Annotated in this window: 16 protein-coding genes and 1 pseudogene; 6 read left to right on the top strand and 11 right to left on the bottom strand. The window is 71.7% G+C overall.

Translation table 11 applies throughout. The annotated features are described in order from the left end of the window. Positions 1 to 113 precede the first annotated feature (113 nt). The gene (locus tag CFK39_RS11375) at positions 114 to 1,142 is read left to right on the top strand and encodes an ornithine cyclodeaminase (RefSeq protein ID WP_089065563.1); all 1,029 of its coding nucleotides are present in this window, start codon (positions 114 to 116) and stop codon (positions 1,140 to 1,142) included. 18 nt (positions 1,143 to 1,160) lie between these two features. Here the strand turns inward: CFK39_RS11375 and CFK39_RS11370 are convergent, their stop codons facing one another. From CFK39_RS11370 to CFK39_RS11340, 7 genes are all read right to left on the bottom strand, one after another. Then, positions 1,161 to 2,462, bottom strand: coding sequence for a uracil-xanthine permease family protein (locus CFK39_RS11370; RefSeq protein ID WP_089065562.1), 1,302 nt, complete (start codon positions 2,460 to 2,462; stop codon positions 1,161 to 1,163). Positions 2,463 to 2,504: 42 nt separating this feature from the next. Continuing rightward, positions 2,505 to 4,289, bottom strand: a complete 1,785-nt coding sequence (locus tag CFK39_RS11365) for a DUF7937 domain-containing protein (protein WP_089065561.1) — start codon at positions 4,287 to 4,289, stop codon at positions 2,505 to 2,507. 130 nt (positions 4,290 to 4,419) lie between these two features. Beyond that, positions 4,420 to 5,085 (bottom strand): DUF6320 domain-containing protein, encoded by a 666-nt coding sequence (locus CFK39_RS11360; protein WP_089065560.1) that lies wholly within the window; start codon positions 5,083 to 5,085, stop codon positions 4,420 to 4,422. Continuing rightward, positions 5,082 to 6,563 (bottom strand): alcohol acetyltransferase, encoded by a 1,482-nt coding sequence (locus tag CFK39_RS11355; RefSeq protein WP_089065559.1) that lies wholly within the window; start codon positions 6,561 to 6,563, stop codon positions 5,082 to 5,084. Before CFK39_RS11355 ends, CFK39_RS11360 begins: the two co-directional genes overlap by 4 nt. Continuing rightward, on the bottom strand, positions 6,560 to 7,510 hold the full coding sequence (locus tag CFK39_RS11350) for an alpha/beta hydrolase (RefSeq protein ID WP_089065558.1): 951 nt from the start codon (positions 7,508 to 7,510) through the stop codon (positions 6,560 to 6,562). The genes CFK39_RS11355 and CFK39_RS11350 overlap by 4 nt, the downstream gene beginning before the upstream one ends. Positions 7,511 to 7,580: 70 nt before the next feature. Continuing rightward, positions 7,581 to 8,096 carry a flavin reductase family protein gene (locus CFK39_RS11345; RefSeq protein WP_089065557.1) on the bottom strand — a complete coding sequence of 172 codons (516 nt, stop codon included), beginning with the start codon at positions 8,094 to 8,096 and terminating at the stop codon, positions 7,581 to 7,583. A gap of 3 nt (positions 8,097 to 8,099) precedes the next feature. Further along, positions 8,100 to 8,519, bottom strand: coding sequence for a YccF domain-containing protein (locus tag CFK39_RS11340; RefSeq protein WP_089065556.1), 420 nt, complete (start codon positions 8,517 to 8,519; stop codon positions 8,100 to 8,102). A gap of 153 nt (positions 8,520 to 8,672) precedes the next feature. On the opposite strand from CFK39_RS11340, the gene argS reads away from it, so the two are divergent. Next, positions 8,673 to 10,448, top strand: a complete 1,776-nt coding sequence (gene argS / locus CFK39_RS11335) for an arginine--tRNA ligase (RefSeq protein ID WP_089065555.1) — start codon at positions 8,673 to 8,675, stop codon at positions 10,446 to 10,448. Positions 10,449 to 10,604: 156 nt separating this feature from the next. Continuing rightward, positions 10,605 to 11,312 carry a lysoplasmalogenase family protein gene (locus tag CFK39_RS11330; RefSeq protein ID WP_089065554.1) on the top strand — a complete coding sequence of 236 codons (708 nt, stop codon included), beginning with the start codon at positions 10,605 to 10,607 and terminating at the stop codon, positions 11,310 to 11,312. A gap of 19 nt (positions 11,313 to 11,331) precedes the next feature. Here CFK39_RS11330 and CFK39_RS11325 read toward each other — a convergent pair whose 3' ends face one another. Next, positions 11,332 to 12,234 (bottom strand): alpha/beta hydrolase fold domain-containing protein, encoded by a 903-nt coding sequence (locus CFK39_RS11325; RefSeq protein ID WP_089065553.1) that lies wholly within the window; start codon positions 12,232 to 12,234, stop codon positions 11,332 to 11,334. Positions 12,235 to 12,351: 117 nt separating this feature from the next. Here CFK39_RS11325 and mtnN point away from each other — a divergent pair, with 117 nt between their 5' ends. Both mtnN and CFK39_RS11315 read left to right on the top strand, forming a co-directional pair. Next, a complete protein-coding gene (gene mtnN, locus CFK39_RS11320; protein WP_089065552.1) occupies positions 12,352 to 13,128 on the top strand; it encodes a 5'-methylthioadenosine/S-adenosylhomocysteine nucleosidase in 777 nt (258 codons plus the stop codon). A 182-nt stretch (positions 13,129 to 13,310) separates the two neighbouring features. After that, a complete protein-coding gene (locus CFK39_RS11315) occupies positions 13,311 to 15,176 on the top strand; it encodes a BCCT family transporter (protein WP_089065551.1) in 1,866 nt (621 codons plus the stop codon). Between the two features lie 103 nt (positions 15,177 to 15,279). Here the strand turns inward: CFK39_RS11315 and CFK39_RS11310 are convergent, their stop codons facing one another. After that, a complete protein-coding gene (locus CFK39_RS11310) occupies positions 15,280 to 16,221 on the bottom strand; it encodes a phosphoglycerate dehydrogenase (protein ID WP_089065550.1) in 942 nt (313 codons plus the stop codon). 105 nt (positions 16,222 to 16,326) lie between these two features. On the opposite strand from CFK39_RS11310, the pseudogene CFK39_RS17510 reads away from it, so the two are divergent. Next, positions 16,327 to 18,131 (top strand): annotated as a pseudogene (locus CFK39_RS17510) (alpha/beta hydrolase). Positions 18,132 to 18,146: 15 nt separating this feature from the next. Here the strand turns inward: CFK39_RS17510 and CFK39_RS11300 are convergent. Both CFK39_RS11300 and CFK39_RS11295 read right to left on the bottom strand, forming a co-directional pair. Next, positions 18,147 to 18,995: a sulfurtransferase gene (locus tag CFK39_RS11300; protein WP_089065549.1), complete on the bottom strand. Its 849-nt coding sequence runs from the start codon at positions 18,993 to 18,995 to the stop codon at positions 18,147 to 18,149. A gap of 26 nt (positions 18,996 to 19,021) precedes the next feature. Further along, on the bottom strand, positions 19,022 to 20,248 hold the full coding sequence (locus tag CFK39_RS11295) for an endonuclease/exonuclease/phosphatase family protein (RefSeq protein WP_157697150.1): 1,227 nt from the start codon (positions 20,246 to 20,248) through the stop codon (positions 19,022 to 19,024). Positions 20,249 to 20,396: the final 148 nt, after the last annotated feature.

Here is a 20,396-nt window from a genome sequence, read left to right as displayed (position 1 = left end):
TCGACCCGCCCGGTTCGCGTTCCGGGCCTATCCTGGAGCCGGGAGAGACCCCCGACACACCGACTCCTCGACCCTCTGCGCGATGACGCGCCCACCGACGGGAGATGACGACGATGCCCCATCTGCTCGATGTGCCCGGTATGAGCCGCTGGATCCAGCGCGACGGCACGGAGAACGTCCTGACCAGCATGGTCCGGGTCCTCGAGGAGGATCTGAGCCGCTGGGACTCCTTCGAGAAGATCCCCCGCGTGGCCAGCCACACGCCGTACGGCGTGGTCGAGCTGATGCCGATCACCGACGGGGAGCTGTACGCCTTCAAGTACGTCAACGGCCACCCGCTGAACCCGGCGCGCGGGCTGCAGACGGTCACCGCCTTCGGGGTGCTCGCCGATATGGACAACGGGTACCCGATCTTCTTCGCCGAGATGACCCTGCTGACCGCGCTGCGCACCGCGGCGCTGTCGGCGCTGGCGGCCCGCGAGCTCGTCCGCACCGGGGCCCGGGTGCACGCGATGCTGGGGGCCGGGTCGCAGGCGGAGTTCCAGGCGCTCGCCTTCCGGGCCGTGCTCGGGATCGATCAGCTGCGGGTGTTCGACGTGGACCAGTCGGCGATGGAGAAGGTGCGGCGCAACCTCGAGCCGCTCGGCATCACGGTGCACCTGGCCGAGTCGGTGGACGAGGCGATCGCCGGGGCCGACGTGATCACGACCTGCACCGCCGACAAGGCCCGTGCCGCGGTGCTGCGCCGCGACCAGGTGCGGCCCGGGGTGCACGTGAACGCGATCGGCGGTGACTGCCCGGGCAAGACCGAGCTGGATCCGGGGATCCTCGAGGCGGCCCGGGTGGTGGTGGAGTACGCCCCGCAGACCCGCATCGAGGGAGAGATCCAGCAGCTGCCCGAGGACTTCGAGGTCACCGAGCTGTGGGAGGTGCTCGCCGGGGAGGCTGCGGGCCGGGCCGACGATGCGGAGATCACCGTCTTCGACTCCGTCGGCTTCGCGCTCGCGGACTTCTCGGCGCTGCGCTGCGCCCAGGAGGCGACGCAGGGCACCGACCTGCTGAGCTGGATCGACGTGATCGCCGATCCCGACGATCCCAAGGACCTCTTCTCGCTGCTGACCGCAGCCGCTGCGGACGGCTGAGCAGGGCGGCGCCGGGTCTCAGCCCGCGCTGTCGAGGGCGACCGCCTCGGCGGGCTCGGTGACCCTCTCGGTGCCGGTCAGACGGCCGAGCTGGCGCATCCCGTGATAGATGGCGAGGGCGGCCACGGTGCCCAGGGCGATACCGGTGAAGGCGAACCCGCCGATCTCCCAGTGCAGATCCGCGATCGCGATCACCAGAGCGACGCCCGCGGTCAGCTGGTTCCTGGGCCGGGAGAAGTCGACCCTGCCGTCGATCCACATGCGGAAGCCGACGATCGCGATCAGCCCGTACAGCACGAAGGTGACTCCGCCGAGCACTCCCGGCGGGATCGTGTTGATGACGGCACCGATCTTGGGCGACATGGCCAGCCCGATCGCCACCAGGCCCGCGACCCAGTACGCGGCGGTGGAGTAGACGCGGGTCGCGCTCATCACGCCGATGTTCTCGCCGTAGGTCGTGGTCGGTGAGCCGCCGAAGCCGGCGGAGAGCGCTGTGGCCAGGCCGTCGGCCGTGAGCGTGCGGCCCACCATGTGGTCGAGGTTCTTGCCGGTCATGGTCCCGACGCTGGTCACATGCCCGACGTTCTCGGCCAGCAGCACCACGATCACGGGCAGGAAGATCGGCAGCAGGCCGAGGTTGAACTCCGGGTGATGGAACTCGGGCAGCCCGAACCAGGCGGCCTCCTGCACGGGCGTGAAGTCGACCTCCCCGCGCAGCACGGCGATCGCGTACCCCGCCACGACGCCGACCAGCACGCTGATACGGCCCAGCAGGCCGCGGAACAGGGCGGTGCACAGGATGATCGCGAGCAGGGTCAAGGTGGCCGTGAGCGGGGACTGCGAGAAGTTGTTCTCATACGTCGTGGGCACGAGATTCAGCCCGATCAGGGCGACGATCGACCCCATCACCACCGGGGGCATGAGCACCGAGATCCACCCGGTGCCGACCTTCTGGACCAGGAGCCCCAGCAGTGCCAGCAGCACGCCGGTGACCATGATGCCGCCGAGCGCGGCGCCCATCGAGTCGGCCTGGGTGGAGGCGGTGATCGGGGCGATGAAGGCGAAGGAGGAGCCCAGGTAGCTGGGCACCTTGTTGCGGGTGATGGTCAGGAACAGCAGGGTGCCGATACCGGAGAACAGCAGCGTGGTCGAGGGTGGGAAGCCGGTGATCAGCGGCACCAGGAAGGTGGCACCGAACATGGCGATCACGTGCTGGGCGCCGATCCCGATGGTCAGCGGCCAGGCCAGCCGCTCCTCGGGCCGGACGATCGCGTCGGGGGCGATGGTGCGGCCGTCGCCGTGCAGGGTCCAGCGGAACATGGTTCTCCAGGGGGTGGGGAGGGTCGTGCGGCGCGGCGCCGGTCAGCGGCCGGGGAAGACCTTGCGTCGGGCGGTCTCCGCACTGACATCGGGGACCCGCTCGAGCAGGGAGCCGGAGCCACCGTCCCGGGCTCGGAAGTCGGCGAACATCCGGGTGACGTCCGGGGAGCCGAACTCGTCGCGCACCGGGGCGGGCACCGTGAGCATCAGCGCCACGGCGAGCCCGAGCGCCAGGGCGGTCCCGCCGGTGACCAGACCGGCCCCGGCGGCCATCGCCAAGGAGTTCACGATGACATCGAGGAACCCGACGACCACCAGGATCAGCCCGGCGACCACGCCGCTGGCGCGGGCGCTCACGGCCGGACGGGACAGCAGCGAGGTGCGGCCGAACAGGGAGACGACCACGAAGCAGATGCACACCACGGCATCGATGAGATGGAGGACGGGGCTGCCGGGCGCCCGCCCGCCGAGGGCGGCGATCGCGGCCAGCAGGTGCCACAGCACCGCGGCGGCGTGCATGACGGCGCTGAACTCGAAGGCCCGCACGCAGTAGACCAGCCAGTCGGTGCGGCGGAAGGACACCGGCATGCTGCGCACGAAGGAGCGGGAGATCATCAGACCGAAGGCCGCGACCAGGAACGGCAGGTAGACGAAGCCGGAGGCGAAGCTCAGGGGCGCCGCGAACTGGAGCTCGAGGGTGCTGTCGGCCAGGGCGGCGACCACCAGGGCCGCCACCACCGCGGTGGACAGCACGTACCAGGAGCGCTCCCGGCGCAGCGCGGAGACCAGCACGATCCCCAGCAGGAGGGCGGAGATCACGGTGTTCCCGAAGGTGATCAGGGAGTACGGCCACCCGGTCGTGAAGATCCGGCCCACGATCATCACCAGGGCGATCAGCAGGGCCACGGCGGCGGCGATCCCCACGCCGACCAGGAGCGAGCGGGCCGCCCGGCGCGCCTGGGCCTGCGGGACATAGCCCTCGTGCGCCCGCGGCTCGATGCCGAGGATCGCTCCGAGCAGGAGCAGGGAGACACCGATGCCGATGCCGATGGGCGGCCCCTCCGGCAGCGACGCGAACAGCTCGGGCAGCGAGAGCACGAGGTCGGCGACGACCACGGTGACGGCGGTGGCCAGCGCCGGCAGCATGCCGACGATCCGCAGCACCCGCACCGCGCGGCGCGGAGGCTTCTCCGGCACCCAGCGCAGCAGGTGCACGAGCACCAGGGCCAGCAGCGCCGACCCGATCGCGATCTTCCCCAGCAGCTCCAGCAGCGGGCTATGAGCGAGAGTGAAGGTCGTGGTCAGGGCTGCGGCCAGGCAGATCAGGGCGGCCACATCCCGCAGCGCGTCGAAGACGCCGAGCTCCTTGAAGCGATCCGGGAGCACGAACCCGTTCCACGGGACCTCGTCCTCCTCCGCGTTCGGGGTGGTGCCCGAACGTGCGTAGGAGACCGCTCGCGGTCGGGCGAGCGGCGCGATCAGCACGTCCTCGTCGTCCGGGCCGTACTCGACCTCGGACTCCTCGGTGACGGGGTCGCCATCGGGGCCGAGCATCGGGATCGCGCCGGTCGCGGCAGCGGGCTCAGCACCGGGATCAGCAGCGGGATCAGCACCGGGGGCCTGGAGATCCAGCGCGCTGAGATCGACGGTCTCGTTCCCGCCGGGCGGCATCCGCGGACCGGCGCCGCGGCGGGCCAGCAGCGGGGTGGCGTAACGATCGAACTCGGCCCGATCCGGCAGACGGTCGGTGGGCAGACTATGGGGATCGCCGGCGGCGAAGATCCAATCGGCGCCCTCGGGCTCGTCCTCGTGCCGCTCCCTGTCCATCGACCTTCTCTCCTGCTGGTGGGCGCCCACGGGCTGTTCGGCTCCGCATCGCGTGTGCGGAGGTGCGTCTTGCATCTTAAGGAGGTGCGCTCCGCTGAGACCGTCGGCGCGCCGATGGCGAGCGGGCGGACTACAGATGCAGGCGTGTGGCGAGCTCGTGCCGCACCGCGCCGCCGCGCAGCGTCAGCAGCAGCACCACGACGGCGATGCTGAGGGCGCCGCAGATCACCGAGGGCAGCGCCACTCCCACCCACCCCAGTGACAGGAACACGATCGGGGTCAGCCCCAGCAGCACCGTCAGCCCGCTGTAGACGACATAGTCGGCCAGCTCCATCCGGATCAGCCGCACCGTGATCAGCAGGCCGATGATCGAAGCGGAGCAGAGGATCGGGAGCACGTAGGTCAGCGACCAGCCGGACCATTGCGTGAGGAAGTCCCAGTACACGTTCACCCCGCCGGCGGCGACCACCAGGTAGACGATGAACTTGGCGAGGTTGCGCCGTTTGCTCACCGCCATCAGCACCACCAACCAGGTCGTCGCGATCCCCAGCCACACGGAGCGCAGCACGCCCAGGCTCTCCGCCTCGTGGCCGAACAGCAGCTGGGCGAGGAAGGACAGCACGATCACGCCCAGGGAGCTGAGCATCAGCACGCGCAGCACCCGGCGGCGGGAGAAGCGCAGCGGCACCGCCGGGTACGGGCTCGGCTCCGCCCGGCCGTGCAGGGCGCCACCGCACAGGGGACAGTGCTCCCACTCGCCCTCGATCCGGAGGGAGCAGCCGGCGCAGGTCCTCATGGTTCCACCCCCGCGAGCTCCTCCTCGGTGGTCCGAGCAGCGGCGAGCGAGACCTCGATCCCGGCGGCGGTGAGCAGTCTCGCGTACTCCCGCACATGGGCGGTCTCCACATACGGGGAGGTGAAGCCGATGGTCAGATGCCCGTCATGGGAGATCACGCAGAACTGCGGGCGCACCGCGGAGACGTGGAACTGCATCCGCCCCACATGCGACTGGGCCGGCGCGGGCAGCGTGACCCGGCCGAGGTTGGAGATCGCGACCGTGAGCGAGCGGTTGTTCACGTGGTTGATCACGCTGAGCATCGCATCCTTGATCGGCCGCGGCACGATCCGGGCCAGCGGCCAGCGCTCCACCCGGATCAGCCGGTGGAGCCTGCGCTCGAGCGCCTCCGGGGTCGCCTCGGCGCTGAACGCCTCCTGGAGGCCCCGGGCGACCGCCCCGGGCGAATCATCGCCCTCGCCGAAGGTGTGCTCGACCCGGATGGTCGCGAAGAAGTTCCGGGCGGAGGTGGAAGGGAAGAACTGCCGCAGGTTCACCGGCACCGAGGCCGCCATGGTGGAGCCGGCGAGTGCGCCCTCGTCGGTGCGGCGGATCGCCTCGAAGAACAGCGCGGTGAGGTACATGGTCAGGGCCACTCCCTCGGCCTTCGCCAGGCCCAGCACGGGAGCGGCCGGCATGGACAGCTCGAGGGCGCGGGTGCGGTTGTCCGGGGTGCGGGTGCCCCGCACCCGGTGGGTCCTGCGACGAGGCGGGCGCGGCGCGGGCGGGACCTCGTCCTCACCTCCGGCGGCCTGCAGGGCCTCCGGGTCCTCGGCCTCCTCGACGGTGAGCACCGCCGGCGCGGCCTCCCGGGTGAAATCCTCCTCGTGGGAGGAGGGGGCGCGACGTCGGCGTCGGCCCCGGAAGTAGTGGGCGAAGGAGTCCGTGGTCAGCTCGTGCACCTCCTCCGCGGCCTGCGCCCCGGGATGCGTGCCGATCTGCGCCGGGGGCGGGTCGGGGCGTTCGCTCGCGCCCGGGCGCACCTGCTCGGCCAGCTCGTCGGCGGCCGGGGACTCGCCGGGGAAGCGCCGCCGGGTGTACGCGGTGAGCAGGTCGGTGAGGAACCACAGCGCCCCGGTGCCGTCGGAGAGGGCATGGAACACCTCGAGCGAGATGCGCCGACGGTGGTGGACCACCCGGAACAGCAGCGTGCGCCGGTCCGCCTGGTAGAGCGGGGCGCAGACCTGCTCGGTCTCGGCCGTCACCTCGGGCTGCAGCTCGCTGTCCTGGAGGTAGTGCCAGAACACGCCGCGGCGCAGCACCGCGTGGTAGAGCGGGAAGCGCTCGAAGGTCTCCTCGAGGGCCAGTTGCAGCAGCGCCGGGTCGACCTCGTGGTCGACCTCGGCCCCGAGCCGGAACACCTTGGGGTCCACGTCGCTGCGGGCGGCGGGGAAGATGTTGGAGACGTTGTCCAGACGGACCCAGTGGCGGCGCTTCACGGTGTCTCTCTCCGGGGCGGGGCGCCGTCGAGGAACTCGTCGATCACCTCATAGGCGTCCTTCAGCGGGCGGGCGAAGCGCGGCAGCGCGATGAAGCCGTGCAGTGCGTTCTCCACGCGGTGCAGCTGCACCCGGTTGCCGGCCCCGGCGAGCGCCTGCGCGTAGGCCTCTCCCTCATCGCACAGCAGATCGAGCTCGGCGGTGATCATCAGGGTCTCGGGCTGTCCGGTGAGATCGGGGGCCATCAGCGGGGCGACCAGCCGGCTGCGGCGCTGCGCCGGATCGGGCACGTACAGGTCGAGATAGTCGCGCATCTCGGTGCTGGTCAGCCGATAGTCCTCGCCGTGGCGGCGCACCGACTCGAAGGGCGAGGTCTCGGGGTCGTGGTCCCAGTGGGTGACGGGGTAGAGCAGGATCTGCCGATCTGGCGGGCGGTGGCCCTGCTCCCGCAGCAGCAGGGAGACGACCGCGGCCAGGTTGCCGCCGGCCGAGTCGCCCACCAGCACGATCTTGCCCGCATCCGTCAGACCGGCACGACGCGGATCCTCCAGCAGCCGGCGCGCGGTGCCGTAGCAGTCCTCGAGCCCGGCCGGGAAGGGGTGCTCGGGGGCGAGGCGGTAGTCGACGGAGGCGACGCGGCAGCCGGTGAGATCGGCCATCGTGGCGCAGGCCGGGGTGTAGCTCTCGATGTCACCGGTGACCCAGCCGCCCCCGTGGAAGAACAGCAGCAGCTCCTCCCGCCGCTGCTCGCGCGGGGTGAACACCCGCACCGGGACGCGCCTGCCGTCCCCGCTGTCGGAGAAGGTGTCCCAGGTGGGCGTCCGGTAGCGGACCGGTGGCAGCGCGGCCAGCTGGCGCTGCATCCGCCGCACCCGGGCGTAGTCCTCCCGCATGTCGACGCGCACGGCGGAGAGCAGGCGCAGCGCCAGCCGCAGCAGCGGGTTCACGGCTGCCGGTCCACGACGGTGCGGAGCAGATCCATGGTGCCGAGGATAGTCGCCGCTCCTGGGCCCCCGGTCAGCGCAGGGTCCGCTTCTCCCCGGCGAAGCGCAGCGCGGGCTCCGCCCCGATCCGTCCCTCCCCGATCTCCACCACCGGGCCGATGAGCAGCCGGTGGGTGGCGGCGTCCACGGCCTGCTCGATCCGGATCGCGAAGTGGGCGAGGCCGTCGGGAAGGATCGCGTCGCCGTCCCGGGTGCGGGACACCTCCAGGCCGTTGAGCATGCCCTGCAGCGGGGCGCCCGGGGTGCCGAAGCGATCGGCGAGGGCCTGCTGCTCGGCAGCGAGCAGGGTGAGACAGAAGTGCCCGGCCTCCTCCACCGCCTCCGCCGCACGGGACATCCCGTACAGCGCGATCAGCATGGTGGGCGGGTCGTAGGAGAGGTCGAGATAGGAATCGACGGTGACGACCAGGTCGTGACCGCCCTGCCGGGTGCTCGCGACGGCCACGCCGACGGCGAGCAGGTCGCTGAGGCGGCGGTACTCGTCCTGGTCGACGGGATCGAGCGGGGCGGACGGATCGAGCGGCGCCACCGGTCAGCGGACCGTCGGGAGCATCCGGGCCCGGGCGGAGCCCGAATCCATGACCTCCTTGCCGAAGGGGAAGCAGGTCACCGGGATGAGCTTGAGGTTCGCCCACGCCAGCGGGATGCCGATGATGGTGACGGCCTGGGCGAGGGCGGTGCCGACATGACCCAGCGCCAGCCACCAGCCGGCGATGACGAACCAGATCACGTTGCCCAGCGCGCTGCCCGCACCGCCGCGGCCGGTGTCCACGACCTCGCGCCCGAAGGGCCAGATCACGAAGCCGGCGATGCGGAAGGAGGCGATGCCGAACGGGAGGGTGACGATGAGGATGCAGGCGAGGATGCCCGCGAGCAGGTAGGCCAGGAAGAGGGCCCAGCCCGCGGTGAGCAGCCAGATGATGTTCAGGACCAGTGAGAGCAGGGAGCGCATGGCTCCAGCCTAGGCATCGCGGCGACGGCTGGGGAGGGGGATGCCCCCGAGGACGACCCCGGCGCCCCCGCTCGGGGTGCGCTCGGTCGCACTCGTTCCCCCGCAGCGGGCCCGGACGGGATCCCGGGCGCGCTCGCCGATTACCCTGGGGCCATGCCTGCTCCCGAGATCGCGCTGACCCAGCGCTTCCAGACCGCTTTCGCCGCCGCCTTCGGACCCGAGTACGCCGAGGCGGACCCGATCATCCGCCCCTCGCAGTTCGCGGACTTCCAGTGCAATGCCGCGATGGGCCTGGCCAAGCGGCTGGGGCGCAAGCCCCGTGACATCGCCGCGGAGATCGTCGCCGCCGTCGACCTCGAGGACATCGCGGAAGAGCCGGAGATCGCCGGTCCCGGCTTCCTGAACCTCCGCCTGCGCACCGATTGGGTGGCGGCGCAGGTCGCGGAGCTGGTGGAGCCGTCGGCCGCCCTGGGCGTGCCCTCCCCCGAGCGGTCCGAGACCGTGGTGGTCGACTACTCGGCGCCGAACGTCGCCAAGGAGATGCATGTCGGCCACCTGCGCACCACCGTGGTGGGCGACTCCATCGTGCGCACTCTGGAGAAGCTGGGCCACACCGTGATCCGCCAGAACCACATCGGCGATTGGGGCACCCCCTTCGGCATGCTCATCGAGCACCTGCTGGAGGTGGGCGAGGACAGCGCCGAGGCGGACCTGGTGCGCACGGACCCGAACGCCTTCTACCAGTCCGCACGGGCGAAGTTCGACGCTGCGGAGAAGGCGGGGGCGCCCGGTTCCGATCTCGAGGGCGGGGACTTCGCCTCCCGTGCCCGGCGCCGGGTGGCGACGGTGCAGTCCGGCGACGCCGAGTCGCTGCGGATCTGGACGAATCTGGTGGAGCTGTCCAAGCAGTACTTCCACCGCATCTACGACATGCTCGATGTGACCCTCACCGATGAGCACCTGGCCGGGGAGTCCACCTACAACGACCTGCTCGAGGCGGTCTGCGACGATCTCGAAGCCGCCGGCATCGCGCGGATCTCCGACGGGGCGCTGTGCGTGTTCCCCGAGGGCTTCATCGGCCGGGACGAGCAGCCGCTGCCGCTGATCATCCGCAAGTCCGACGGCGGCTACGGCTATGCCACCACGGACCTCGCCGCGATCCGGCACCGGGTGGGCACCCTGGGCGCGGATCGGATCGGCTACGTGGTCGGCTCCGCGCAGGGACTGCACTTCCAGATGGTGTTCACCGCGGCCCGGGAGGCCGGCTGGCTGCCCGCGGAGGTCCGGGCGGAGCATGTGAAGATCGGATCGGTGCTCGGTGACGACGGCAAGATCCTGCGCACCCGCTCCGGCTCCTCGCTGCGGCTGATGGCGCTGCTGGAGGAGGCCGTGGGCACGGCCCGCACGGTCATCGACGAGCTGCGTCCCGACCTGCCGGAGGCCGAGCGGGAACAGATCGCACATGACATCGGCATCGGCGGCGTGAAGTACGCCGACCTCTCCACCGCCCACGACTCGGACTACACCTTCGACCTCGACCGGATGCTGGCGCTGACCGGCAACACCGCCCCGTACCTGCAGTACGCGGTGGCGCGGATCCGCTCGATCAGCCGCAAGGCCTCGGCCCAGGGCATCACCGCCGCGCCGGCGCCGCGGGTGGACGACGATGCGGAGCGGGCGCTCGCGCTGGCACTGCTGGAATTCGGGCCGACGCTGGTCAGCGCGGGCGCCGAGTTCGAGCCGCACCGGCTGTGCGCCTACCTGTTCTCGCTCGCGCAGACCTTCACCTCCTTCTACGAGGCCTCCCCCATCCTCAAGGAGGCCGACACGGAGGTGCAGGCCGGACGGCTCACCCTCGCCGAGCTCACCGAGCGGGTCCTCGTCGAGGGCCTCGACGCCCTCGGCGTGAACGCGCCGCAGCAGATGTGAGGCGGCGGGCGGGTGATCCCTGAGGGGCCCTCGCCCAGCGGTTCTGCACCAATGTCCGCGGCCGTGACCGAAACGTGCCCTGGCGTTACCCAAACGTGCCCGTCATCGACGGTCCTCCACCTGGTCCGGGTCGAAGGCGCTTCCTACTCTTGAGCAGTGCCACCGATTCGTTCACTCCATCTCGCGCTCTGGGCGGCGTATGCGCTCGCGGCGGCGGTGAACATCGGTGCCGTGCTCACGGACGCCGACATGCTCCGGCGCCTGTCGCAGCCGCTGTTCGCACCCCTGCTGCTGGCGGTGCTGCTGACCGCCGCCCCGCACCGCTCCCGCACCACCACGCTGCTGATCGGGGGGCTGCTGTGCGCCTGGGCCGGGGACACCCTCGGCCAGCTCCTGCCGCAGTCCGCCCAGCTGGTCACCGCGGCCGGTTTCCTGGGGGCGCTGATCTTCTACGCGGCCGCGCTGGCACCGCTGTGGCTGCGCACCCGCGATGGCATGCGCATCGCTCTGGCGATCCCCTACGGCGCCGTCGTGGTGGGGCTGTTCGTGGCCTGCGCGGACGGCGCCGGCTCCCTGTTGCCCGTGGTCGCCGCCTATGCGGTGGCGCTGGCGGTGATGGCCTTCCTCTCCGCCGGCGGGAACGGGCTGACCTGGTCCGGCGGGACGCTGTTCCTGCTGTCCAGCTCGCTGCTGGCGATGGACTGGTTCCTGCCGGGTGCCTCGATCGCCTTCAGCACCGAGCTGGTGATGATCACCTACACGGTCGGGCACGCCCTGCTCGTCGCCGGGATGATCCGCCTGATGCCGCGACGTCGCTGGAGCGCCTGCGCCCCGGGCGCCGCCCTGGTGATCGTCGAGCCCTGAACCGCGCTGCGGCTGATGCTCAGCTGTCCGTCTCGAGCGCGCGGGCCAGCAGCTCCGCCTGCTCCCGGTGGAGCCGCTCGATGTCCTCGCCCTTGCGGGAGATCAGCTGCAGGCCGAGCCGGCCGCTGATCTCGCGGTAGTGCAGGTCCGCACCGTTCTCCTCGAGCTGCAGCTTCGCCACCCGCACCTCTGAGAGGAACAGGTCCCGCATCCCCACGCTGAGATGGACGGGCGGCAGCCCTTCCAGGCTCGCGTTGATCGGGGAGAGATCAGGGTCGTCCAGCGGGGTGCGGCCGGCGTAGCGACGGGCCGCATCGCGCAGCAGGCGCCGCTCGTGGACCGGATCGACCTGATCGGTCTCCGTGATCCCGGCGTTGGAGAGCTCGAGGTCGAGCCAGGGCGACATGGCGATCAGCGCCGACGGGGCGGGGATGTCCCCCTGCTCGCGCAGCCTCCGAGCGATGACGAAGGCCAGGCCGCCGCCGGAATGCTGGCCGGCCAGCACCCAGGGCCGGCCGTCGAGCCGGCCGTCGGCCGCGAGCGCTGCGAGTGCCGCCTCGACGTCGTCCCGGCCCACCGGGTGCTGGTGGTCGGGGGCGTTGCGGTAGTCGAGCATCAGCCCGGCGCAGCCCAGCGCGTCGACCTGGCGGGACAGCCATGCCCAGTCGCTGGAGAACGGGCCGGAGACGTAGGCGCCGCCGTGGAGATAGATGATGAGGCCGTTGCTCGCCTGGTGCCCGTCGAGCCAGACGGCGCGGGTGCGGCCGATCATCTCGTGCTCGATGGCGTGGGCCTTCAGCACGTGCCCCGGGGGCAGCGGGCTGCGGGCCTCCCGCAGTGCCTGATGGGTCAGGGTCGAAGGGATCGGGATGCGCCGCACGGCGCGCGCCCCCGTCACCACGGCGTCTCGGATCCGACCCATCACTGCCTCCTGTCCACGACCCCTGCGGGCCATCTCGCTGACGGATGCGACCAGCCTAACGAACCCCGCTGTGCGCGACGCCCAGGGCTCGGCCCGTGATCCCGGTAACCTTCGATCATGCCTGCCTCGACCGCTTCCACCGCCGCGACGTCCTCTGCCCCAGCCGCCGGCCTCGACGGCCCCCTGCTGGTCCTCGTCGCGATGCCCGAAGAGGCGGCCCCCCTGCACGCACGGCTCGAGGGCGCCCGCGATCTGACGACGCCCTTCGCCACGGGCGTCACCGCGCGCCGCGGCCGGCTCGCGGGAGCCGACACGGTGGTGGTCACCACCGGGATCGGCATCGCCGCCGCCTCCGCGGCAGCGACCTGGGGGATCCTCGCCACGGCTCCCGGGCTGGTCGTCGCCGCCGGCTCCTGCGGCGGTCTCGCGGCGGATGTCGAGGTGGGGACGCTGATCGTCGGCGAGACCTTCACCTACTCGATCGCCGACGCGACCGCCTTCGGCTATGCCCCCGGCCAGGTGCCCGGCGGGCCCGTGCGCTTCGCGGCGGTGCCGGCCCGGGTGGACATCGCCGAGCAGGCGGCGCTGCGGGCCGACGGGCAGGGTGAGGGCCGGGGCGTGCGCCGCGGGCTGATGCTCTCCGGCGATGCCTTCGTCACCGCGGAGATCGCGGATCCGATGCGGGAACGGTTCCCCGCGGCGCTGAGCGCCGACATGGAGACCACCGCCAGCGCCCGCTCCGCCGAGGTCCTCGGGGTCCCCTTCGTCGCCCTGCGCGCGGTCTCGGATCTGTGCGGCCCGGCGGCCGGGCAGCAGTTCCACCTCGAGCTGGACGTGGTCTCCGAGATCTCCGCCCGCGCCGTCCAGCAGCTCGCCGAGGACCGCACCCGCTGAGGGCGCGGCGCCGGCCCGAGCGGCGAGATCCGTACGAGATCACATCCGGGCCGTCACCGCTGTGGGGTGTCGCACCCGGGAGGGCTCCCACCGCGCACCCAGGCGCTCCCCACTGCCGTGATAGTGCCGAGCACGTTACGGTGAAGGGCCCCTAGCCCCGATCCCCTGCCGAAAGTGAATCCGTGACCTCATCGAAGGCCTCGCCGCCACCCTCCTCCTCGACCGACCTCGGGACGACGCCGGACGGCAGCCCCACGCCTCCGGCGACCCCCGGATACTCCCTCTCGAAGCCGGTCTTCTTCATCTCCGCCGGGATCATCCTGCTCGCAGTGCTGTTCGCCCTGCTCCTGCCGGACGCGTTCAATTCCGCGATCTCGACCCTGAACTCCACCGTCGTGAACTCGATCGGCTGGTACTACGTCCTGATCGTCACCGCGTTCGTGTTCTTCGCGATCGTGATCGCGGCCAGCCGCATGGGCCAGATCAAGCTCGGCAAGGATGACGACAAGCCCGAGTTCAGCATGTTCTCCTGGTTCGCGATGCTCTTCGCCGCCGGCATGGGCATCGGTCTGGTCTTCTGGGGCGCGGCAGAGCCGCTGACCTTCTACAGCGAGGCCGGGGCTCCGCCGAACGCCGCGGGCCTCGCGGACCCGGACCGCGCCGAGCGCGCGCTGGGCCAGACCTTCCTGCACTGGGGCCTGCACGCCTGGGGCATCTACGTGATCGTCGGCCTCGCCGTCGCCTACGCCGTGCACCGCAAGGGCCGCCCGGTCTCGATCCGCTGGGCGCTCGAGCCGATCCTGGGCAAGCGCACCGACACCTGGATCGGTGACGTCATCGACATCATCGCCCTGGTGGGCACCCTGTTCGGCATCGCCACCTCGCTCGGCTTCGGCGTCAACCAGATCGCCGCGGGACTGGACCACCTCGGGGTGCTGCCCAACTCGACCACGGTGCAGATCATCATCATCCTCGTGGTGACCGGCCTGGCCACCCTGTCGGCCGCGAGCGGCGTCGACAAGGGCATCAAGATCCTGTCGAACCTGAACATGGGCCTGGCCGCACTGCTGCTGATCACCGTGCTGATCCTCGGCCCGACCCTGTTCCTGCTGCGTGACGTGGTCTCGAACATCGGCTTCTACCTGCAGAACTTCCTGCAGCTCGCCTTCCAGACCCTGCCGTTCCGCGGCGAGGAGGGTGCCACCTGGATCAGCGGCTGGACCACCTTCTACTGGGGCTGGTGGATCTCCTGGTCGCCCTTCGTCGGCGTCTTCATCGCCCGCATCTCCAAGGGCCGCACCGTCCGCGAGTTCATCACCGGCGTGCTGCTGGTCCCGACCGCGCTGACCTTCCTGTGGTTCACCGTCATGGGCGGCACCGCGCTGTACAAGTCCGTCATCGAGGGCATCGACTTCACCGATGCGGACGGCGCGATCGATGCGAACACCGCGCTGTTCGACACCTTCGCGCAGCTGCCCGCCGGGGCGGTGCTGTCCGGCGTCGCCGTCATCCTGGTGTCGATCTTCTTCATCACCAGCGCCGACTCGGGCGCCTTCGTGATGGACATGATCGCCCACAAGGGCGACCCGAACCCGCCCCGGATCACCCGTATCTTCTGGGCTGCGACCTCCGGCGTCATCGCTGCGGTCCTGATCTGGGTCAGCTCGCTGTCGGGCGACGGGGCCTCTGGCATGGAGGGGCTGCAGGCACTGGCCCTGCTCTCCGCACTGCCGTTCTCCGTGGTGATGATCGGTATGGCCATCTCGCTGTGGCGCTCGCTGGGCGAGGAGGTCACGGTCATCGAGCGGCTCGAGCTGCGCCTGCGCCAGCGGGAGTTCATGGAGCGCTACTCCGATGAGCTCACCGACGAGGTCAGCGACCGGGTCGAGGGCCGGGTCGCCGAGCAGGTCGAGGCGCAGGTCTCGGAGCACCTGTCGACCTTCACGGGCGAGGTCCCGACCGTCCCCGCCGACGGCGAGGGATCCGCTCCCGGGGGCCGCAGCGGCCGTCGCCGCGGTCCGCGGAACCCGTTCACCCGGGACTCCTGATCGCCGCGGCATCCTCGATGCCGCAGGATCCGTCCTGAGCCGAGGAGGCCCGGTGGCAGCTGCCACCGGGCCTCCTCCTCTTCCGGGTGCTCCCCGTGCCGGGTCAGCGCGTCGCCACGTGCAGGATCTCCCGGCCATCGACGAGCGCGCGGAGGTTCGCGGTGATCCGCTCATCCGCGCCGACGGGGCGTCCGCCCGCCGCATGCGGCGTGATCAGCAGCCGAGGCGCGTCCCACAGCGGGTCGTCCTCGGGCAGCGGCTCCGGGTCGGTGACGTCGACGGCGGCGCCGCCGAGGGTGCCCGCCTCGAGGGCCTCCCGCAGCGCCACCTGGTCCACGGTCGCCCCGCGGCCCACGTTCAGCAGGATCGCGTGATCGGGCAGCGCGGCGAGCACCTCGCGGCCCACGATCCCGGTGGTCGCCTCGGTGGCGGGCAGGATGTTGATCAGCACATCGACCTCAGGCAGCGCCGCTGGCACCTCGCTGTCGGCGATGACCTCGAAGCCGGAGCGGGTGCCGGCGCTGCGGGCCGCTCCGCGCACCTCGGCGCCGAGCGCCTGCAGGGTCGGGGCGAGGGTCTGCCCGATCTGGCCGAAGCCCCAGATCAGCACCCGGGCCCCGATCAGGGTGGTGAGTCGGCCCGCGGGGTTCAGCGGCTGCAGCCCGCCGAGCTCCGAGGACCACTCGTGACGCTGCTGGGCCTCGCGGCATTCGGGCAACCGGCGCAGCAGGCTCAGCAGCAGGGCCAGGGAATGCTCGCTCACGGTCAGCGAGTGCAGCCCGGCGCCGGCAGCGATGACGACGTCCTGGTCGAACCCTGCGGCGAGGATGCCATCCACCCCGGCCGACAGCGACTGCACCAGCCGCAGCCCGTCCAGGTGCTCGGCCGCGGAGGCGAGGTGGCGGCGGGAGGCTCCCCACACCACCAGCACTGCGGCGTCGTGGTGCTCGGCAGGGATCTCGGCGCGGGCATCGATCGTCACCGCCTCCCATCCCTCCGGCAGCACGGGGTTCAGCGGAACGGTGTCGGGCAGCAGGATCTTCATGCCCCCAGGGTACGAACAAGCGGCGCGTCCAGGCGGCGGTGCCGCCCCCTGGACGACCTCGATCTCCACTGTCGAGCGGCGGGGCGGGTCCGATACCCTGCCCGCATGCTCTCCGGCTCCGCCTCCTCCCCCTCCGGCCCGACCAGCTGGCTCCGGGGCGCCGCCGCTGCGGTGCGCGCCGCGAGCCGCGGCAGCGGTCGGCGTGCCCGGCGCTCCGCGATCATCGCGCCCCTGGACACCGCCGGCTTCCTCGGCGCCTCGGCGACCGCCTGGATCTCGACCTCCCCGAGCCTGCTGCCCCGCACCTGGTGGATGTGGGCAGTGAACATCGGACTGTCCGAGGTGTACGGCTACGCCAGCGGGGTGCTGGCCGGCCGCGTGGTGCGGCGCCTGGGCCGGGAGATCGGCCTGCAGGTCCGGATCGCTCCGGATCACCGCCGCCGCGCGCGCTGGGCCGGGGCAGGGGCGCTGGTGGGCATCTCGACCTACTCCTGGGTGCGCGGGGTGCTGCGCCAGCGGGAGATCAGCCATCTGGTGCACGAGGAGCCCAAGAACCTCGCCACCCACGTGGTGGGCTCGGCGGCCGGGCTCGGCGCCTCCTTCCTCGCGCTTGGCCTGGCCCGCTCCACGATCGAGACCACCCGCCTGTACCGGGCGCTGCTGCGCCCCTACCTCCCCCGACGCCTGGTGAAGGTGCTCTCCCTGCTCCTGACCGTCGCGACCGTCGCCGTGATCGCCGACCGGCTGATCCGCGGCCGGGTGCTGGAGACCGTGATCGAGCGGGCGGATGCCGCGAACCGGCTGATCTCCCCGGACGTCGCCCGACCCCTGTCCTCTCTGCGCTCCGGAGGCCCGCAGTCGCTGGAGACCTGGCAGTCCCTCGGCGCCCCCGGGCGCAAGATCGTCTCCGGCGGCGCGGACCGGGAGCTGATCTCCCGCACGGTCGGTCGCGAGGCGCTCGAGCCGATCCGCGTCTACGCCGCGAAGTCGGGGACCCGAACGCTCGAGGACACCGTCGATGCGGTGGTGGCGGAGCTGGACCGCACCGGGGCCTGGGACCGCGAGGTGCTGGTGCTGTTCACCGGGACCGGGACCGGCTGGCTGCAGGAGTGGTCGCTGTCCGCGATCGAGTTCCTCACCGCGGGGAACTGCGCGACTGCGTCGATCCAGTACTCGTACTACCCCAGCCCCGTGACCTACCTCATCGACCGCCGCTCCCCGAGCGCGCCGGCCGGCTGCTGCTCGAGGCGGTGCGGCGGCGACTGGCCCGGCTGCCCGCGGACCGACGGCCCGCACTCTATGCGGCCGGGGAGTCGCTGGGGTCCTTCGGCGGGCAGGCCGCCTTCCGCGATGTGCCCGAGATGCTCTCCACCGTCGACGGTGCGGTGTGGACGGGCACCCCCAGCTTCACGCCGCTGTGGCAGCAGCTGACCGCCCGCTCCCGCGCCGGCTCGCCGGCAGTGGCCCCGGTCATCGACGGCGGCCGCCATATCCGGGTGGTCACCCGACCGCGGGATCTGCATCGCGACTACTGGGGCGGGCTGTACGAGCAGTGGCAGCATCCGCGGGTCGTCTATGCCCAGCATGCCTCGGATCCGGTGGTCTGGCTGGACCTCCCCCTGCTCTGGCGGGAGCCGGCCTGGCTGCAGGAGCGGGTGGGCCACGATGTCACGCCGGCGATGCGCTGGTTCCCCTGGATCACGTTCTGGCAGATCGCGGCCGATATGCCGCTGTCCATCGCGGCAGCCGGCGGGCACGGCCACTCCTATCATGAGGAGATGGTCCCGATCTGGGCCGCGGTGCTGGGGCAGGCCGTGCGCGAGGGCGAGAGCGCGGTGGAGCAGCGTGCCCGGGCGGCGCAGCACCGCGCCATCGTCCGCGCGATCCGGGAGATCCATCCGCAGGGGTGAGCTGCGGTGGGGGGCTCAGGGGTTCGGGCCGAGGGCGACCGGACGGGTGGCGTCCGCGCTCCACTGGGACCACGAGCCCGGGAACAGCCGCAGCCGGGTGAAGCCGGCGCTCTCCAGCGCCAGCAGGTCGTGGGTCGCGGTGACCCCGGAGCCGCAGTACACGATCGTCTCGCGGTCCTCGCTCACGCCGGCGGCCTCGAACCGGCGACGCAGTTCCCGGGGGTCCATGAAGCGGCCCTTCTCGTCGAGGTTCCCGGCGAAGGGCAGGTTCACGGCGCCCGGGACATGCCCGGCCCGGGGGTCGATCGGTTCGCTGTCGCCGCGGTAGCGCTCCGGGGCGCGGGCATCGACGACCAGGCCCTGGGCGCCGGCGACCTCGTCAGCGGTCGCGATGCGGTGGCCGGGCCAGGCACGTGCGGTGACGTCCCCGGGTTCGGGTCGCACGTCCGCGGTCTCCAGCTCGCCGTCCCAGGCGGACAGCCCGCCGCTCAGGAGTGCGGCGTCGTGGCCGAGCGCCCGCAGCATCCACACCAGGCGCCCGGCCGGGGCGCCGTTGCTGTCGTCGTAGGCGATGATGACCGAGCCCTCCGTGACCCCGGCCCGGCGCAGCGAGGCGGCGAGGTCCTCGGGCTCCGGCAGGGGGTGGCGGCCCGCCTCGGGGCTGGCGGGAGCGGCGAGCTCGGTGTCCAGATCGATGTAGACGGCTCCGGGCAGGTGCCCGGCGAGGTAGGTGCCGTGCCCCTTGGACCCGTCGAGCGCCCAGCGGACGTCGAGCAGATGGAGTGCGTGGCTGCCGCGTGCCGCGTCCTCGAGGAGGGCATGCAGCGCGGCGGTGTCCAGCAGCGGGGGCAGTGCAGTGGTCATGGTCTGAGCCTATGCCCGCTGCGGCCTCAGCCCTTCACCTGCAGGTCCACCCGCACCAGGCGATGGTCCGAGGCGGGGAACGGGTAGGAGCCGGTCAGCTCGCTGCCGGGCTCGCCCGTCGATGGCCAGTAGACGGCCGAGAAGACCACCTGGAGCGGCCGGGAGGGCAGCACGTAGTCCACGCGCAGGTTCCCCGGAGCGGGGTCGTCGTTGAAGTCAGCGGTGTCGAGACGAGGATCGCCGGTGTGCTGGAGGTTCGCGCCGCCCTGCGTCTCGGAGCCCTCGGCGGCGCCGTCGCTGCCGGGCTCGGTGTCCTGCACCCGGGGATGCGAGAGCAGCTGCTCGATCGCTCCGGGCCAGGAGTCGCCGTCGAGGGGGTCGGAGTTCAGGTCGCCGAGGATCACGAACTGCTCGCTGGGGCCGAGCCCTCCTCGGGTGCCGGCATCATCCTTGATCCAGCGTGAGCGCTGTCCCGGGCTGAGATAGTCGGCCCACAGCCGGATCTCGTCGTGGTTGCGTCGCTGGTTCCGCTTCTCGGGGCCGTCGAAGCTGGGCGGGGTGGGGTGGGAGGCGAGCACGTGGAGGGTGCTCGAGCCGACCCGCACCGGCACGTCCCAGTGGGATTTCGAGCTCAGCCGCAGCTCGCCGGCGATCTCCGGGCCGTAGTACTCGGTGGGCAGCAGATTGCTGGGCATATCGGCCCAGCGGAGATTCTGGAAGGTGCGCACCTGCTCGGTGAGGATCGGATAGCGCGAGAGGATCACCATGCCGTACTGGCCGGGGAATGCGCCGAAGCCCCACGCGTCATCCGGCCCGTCCGCCCGCCCGTCATGGTTCAGATCGAGCCCGCTGGGCACACCGGTGTTCACGGGGGCGGTGAAGGCATAGGGGTAACGGACCGGGCTCTTGCCGTTCTGGCCGACCTCGAGGTACTTCTCGCGGAAGAGGTCGACGCCCTCGCCGGACTCGTCGAAGTCGAACTCGTTCAGCAGCAGGACGTCGGGATTGTTGATCTGGATGATCTCGGCCACCGCCCGGATCTGCTCATCCGTGCCGTCCCTCAGGTCCTCGAGCAGCTGCCCCTCCTCCGCCCGGTTCAGCGAGGCGTTGAACGTGGCGATGCGCAGGTGCTCGAAACGCCCTCGGGGCCGGGACGGCTGCGAGGCGGCCTGAGCGGTGGCGGCGGTGGGCAGACCGATGCCGGCCGCGGCCGCCGCGGCGAGCGCGCGGCGTCGGGTCACTCGAGGTGTCATGGTCTCCATTGTGCGTGATCGGCGCAGTCACGACAACCTCGACGGGCTGCGCTGTGGATGGTCGGCAGGGGGCGCTGCGCACCGGCGACACACCGACGGCCCGCCCCGGGCGCGAGCATCGGTCCCCGGGGCGGGCCGTACGGGGCGG

This window comes from Brachybacterium avium, assembly GCF_002216795.1.
Classification (GTDB): Bacteria; Actinomycetota; Actinomycetes; order Actinomycetales; family Dermabacteraceae; genus Brachybacterium; species Brachybacterium avium.
The sequence above is the reverse complement of the archived record's forward strand: the minus strand, read 5'-3'. Positions and strand labels throughout refer to the sequence as shown.

Bases quoted from the DNA above. Each gene is read 5' to 3' on its own strand.
- CFK39_RS11375 (WP_089065563.1), top strand. From the start codon at position 114: ATGCCCCATCTGCTCGATGTGCCCGGTATGAGCCGCTGGATCCAGCGC.
- CFK39_RS11370 (WP_089065562.1), bottom strand. From the start codon at position 2,462: ATGTTCCGCTGGACCCTGCACGGCGACGGCCGCACCATCGCCCCCGAC.
- CFK39_RS11365 (WP_089065561.1), bottom strand. From the start codon at position 4,289: ATGGACAGGGAGCGGCACGAGGACGAGCCCGAGGGCGCCGATTGGATC.
- CFK39_RS11360 (WP_089065560.1), bottom strand. From the start codon at position 5,085: ATGAGGACCTGCGCCGGCTGCTCCCTCCGGATCGAGGGCGAGTGGGAG.
- CFK39_RS11340 (WP_089065556.1), bottom strand. From the start codon at position 8,519: ATGCGCTCCCTGCTCTCACTGGTCCTGAACATCATCTGGCTGCTCACC.
- argS (WP_089065555.1), top strand. From the start codon at position 8,673: ATGCCTGCTCCCGAGATCGCGCTGACCCAGCGCTTCCAGACCGCTTTC.
- CFK39_RS11325 (WP_089065553.1), bottom strand. From the start codon at position 12,234: ATGGGTCGGATCCGAGACGCCGTGGTGACGGGGGCGCGCGCCGTGCGG.
- mtnN (WP_089065552.1), top strand. From the start codon at position 12,352: ATGCCTGCCTCGACCGCTTCCACCGCCGCGACGTCCTCTGCCCCAGCC.
- CFK39_RS11310 (WP_089065550.1), bottom strand. From the start codon at position 16,221: ATGAAGATCCTGCTGCCCGACACCGTTCCGCTGAACCCCGTGCTGCCG.
- CFK39_RS11300 (WP_089065549.1), bottom strand. From the start codon at position 18,995: ATGACCACTGCACTGCCCCCGCTGCTGGACACCGCCGCGCTGCATGCC.
- CFK39_RS11295 (WP_157697150.1), bottom strand. From the start codon at position 20,248: ATGACACCTCGAGTGACCCGACGCCGCGCGCTCGCCGCGGCGGCCGCG.